The 2563-nt window shown below is 66.8% G+C and carries 4 protein-coding genes; 2 read left to right on the top strand and 2 right to left on the bottom strand.

Annotated features, from left to right (window positions below; all coding sequences use genetic code 11):
• Together G3N99_RS38275 and G3N99_RS38270 are read left to right on the top strand one after the other, a co-directional pair.
• Nucleotides 1-266: AAA family ATPase (locus G3N99_RS38275; RefSeq protein ID WP_206124975.1), on the top strand; the 266-nt coding region annotated here is incomplete at its 5' end.
• A 241-nt stretch (nt 267-507) separates the two neighbouring features.
• Nucleotides 508-1572: a glycosyltransferase family 4 protein gene (locus tag G3N99_RS38270; protein ID WP_206124974.1), complete on the top strand. Its 1065-nt coding sequence runs from the start codon at nt 508-510 to the stop codon at nt 1570-1572.
• Between the two features lie 105 nt (nt 1573-1677).
• On the opposite strand, the gene G3N99_RS38265 is transcribed toward G3N99_RS38270, so the two are convergent.
• Nucleotides 1678-2265 (bottom strand): YSC84-related protein, encoded by a 588-nt coding sequence (locus tag G3N99_RS38265; RefSeq protein ID WP_011352325.1) that lies wholly within the window; start codon nt 2263-2265, stop codon nt 1678-1680.
• Nucleotides 2266-2343: 78 nt separating this feature from the next.
• A partial coding sequence (locus G3N99_RS38260; RefSeq protein ID WP_206124973.1) for a hypothetical protein occupies nt 2344-2563 on the bottom strand: 220 nt, incomplete at its 5' end.

The following is a 2563-nucleotide window of genomic DNA, read 5'->3' as shown; positions in this document are numbered from 1 at the left end:
TGACACCGCGGCCGCCGGCGCTGATGGTGCTGAACGAACCGGAGACGAGCCTGCACCCCGATCTGCTGCCGGCGCTCGGCCGCCTGATCGCGCAGGCGGCGCAGCGTTCGCAGGTGCTCGTCGTGTCGCATGCGGCGCGGCTGATCGCGACGCTCGAGCGCGAGGCCGGCTGCGAATCGCTGGTGCTCGACAAGCAGCTCGGTGCGACGGGGCTCGTCGATGCCGATACGCGCGACCTGCCGGCATGGAAGTGGCCGTCGCGCTGACGGGCGGGGCGGCGGCACGCGCTCGGGCTTGATCGTCGCATCGGGGGCCGGATCGGCCCGACAGGCGGAATGTATCCTGCCTGTAACAACACCCATAAAATGAAAGACGGGCGGTTCCGGGCAGCGGGATCGCGAATAATGAAGAGATATCTGGCTGGCGCTGCATGGGGGCGAGCAGGGCGCGAAAGCGTAGAGGCCCGCCGGCCGTGCCGCAACGGACAGGACACAGGAGACGTGGACCATGAGAATTGCCCAGATCGCGCCGCTGACCGAATCGGTGCCGCCGAAGCTGTACGGCGGCACGGAGCGAGTCGTGTCCTACATCACCGAGGCGCTCGTCGAGCTCGGCCATGATGTGACGTTGTTCGCCAGCGGCGATTCGACGACGCGGGCGAAGCTCGAGCCGGTCTGGCCGCGCGCGCTGCGGCTCGATTCGTCGATCCGCGACCGGGTCGCGCCGCACATGCTGCTGATGGAAACGGTGGCGCGCCGTGCGAAGGACTTCGACGTGCTCCATTTCCACATGGACTACTACTCGTTCTCGGTCTTCAACCGGCAGGAAACGCCTTACGTGACGACGCTGCACGGCCGGCTCGATCTGCCCGAGCAGCAGCCGGTGTTCGACACGTTCAACACGGCGCCGGTGATCTCGATTTCGAACTCGCAGCGCCAGCCGTTGCCGCAGGCGAAATGGCTGACGACCGTCTACCACGGGCTGCCCGATACGCTGTACATGCCGCAGCCGGTCGAGCCGCGCTACCTCGCTTTCCTCGGCCGCATCTCGCCGGAAAAGCGCGTCGACACGGCGATCCGCATTGCCCGCCAGTGCGGGCTGCCGATCAAGATCGCCGCGAAGATCGACGCGGCCGACCAGGAATACTTCGAGCGCGAGATCAAGCCGCTCTTCGCGTTGCCGCACGTCGAATTCATCGGCGAGATTGCGGATCACCAGAAGGCCGAATTCCTGTCGGGCGCGCATGCGCTGCTGTTTCCGATCGACTGGCCGGAGCCGTTCGGCCTCGTGATGATCGAGGCGATGTCGTGCGGCACGCCGGTGATCGCGTTCAATCGCGGCGCAGTGCCCGAAGTGGTGGACGAGGGCGTGTCGGGTTTCATCGTCGAGGATGAAATCAGCGCGGTGGCCGCCGTGAACCGGCTGCACCTGCTGCCGCGTGCGCGCGTGCGGCAGCGCTTCGAGGAACGTTTCACGTCGCGCCGCATGGCGCAGCAGTATGTCGAGGTCTACCAGTCGGTGATCCGTGCGCAGAAGCGCTCGCGCTTCAAGGTGATCGACTCGACGACCTGACGCGCGAGGCGCACGACGCACGCGGATAAAAAAACGGCGATGCCCGCAAGGACATCGCCGTTTGTGCATGGCCCGCGCGCCGTGCGCACGGGCGGTGCGTCAGCGTCAGATCTTCAGCTTCGAGACCTTCGTGCCGTTGATCGACACGTCGCCCATCAGGCCCGCGTTCGTCAGCACGACGACCTGGACCGGCGCGGTGGCCGTGGTCGTGTCGACCGCGCCGTTCGCACCCATCTTCACGAGCGCGACCGACGCGCCGGCGCCGGCTGCCCAGCCGTCCGAGCCGCGGAATTCGTCGAGCGCTTCCTGCGTCATGAACAGGAACACGATCGCCTTCGACTGTGCACCGGCCTGCAGGCCGACCGACAGCGACGACGTGTTGTAGTAGCCGACCGTGCTGCCGCCGACGCGCAGTGCGCCGTTGCCGGATTGGCCGCCGACGATGAAGCCGGCCTGGATGACGTCCGGGAAGACCAGCACGCCGCGCGACTTCGCGACGAGTTCGCGCGAACCCTTGACCGTGGAGTACATGCGCGACAGCGTGGCGTCGACGCTCGAGTCGATTGCCTGGCGCTTCGACGCGTTCGTTGCGGCGTTGTCCGGCTTGTCCGGGGTGGTGGTGCAACCGGTGAGCGCGAGGCTACCGACGATGAGCGCAGCGGCGGCTTTCAGCACAAGATTCCGTTTTTGCATCGTTCTTCTCCATCGGATGATGTTCGGAGTGAGTCTCGCTCAGGGAGCGGATCACGTCGGCAGTTATATCACAGCGGATTACAGCCTCTTTTCGTTGCGGCGTGAAAAAGCGTCAAATCGCGCGGGGATGTCGCGGCGCGCCAACGGACGAACCGGCGCCCGCGCGCCGACATCGCATCGGCATGCGGGAAACACGGTGGTCGATCGGAGGGCGGCGCCTGCCGCGCGCATCAGTGCGTGACGGGCGGAACCGGCGGCTTGATCGGGGGGCGGCGCAGCGCGCGGCGGATCAGCGCGA

Origin of the sequence: Burkholderia sp. Ac-20392 (assembly GCF_017104585.1) — a bacterium.
In the GTDB taxonomy this organism is placed as follows: Bacteria; Pseudomonadota; Gammaproteobacteria; order Burkholderiales; family Burkholderiaceae; genus Burkholderia; species Burkholderia lata.
The sequence above is the reverse complement of the archived record's forward strand: the minus strand, read 5'-3'. Positions and strand labels throughout refer to the sequence as shown.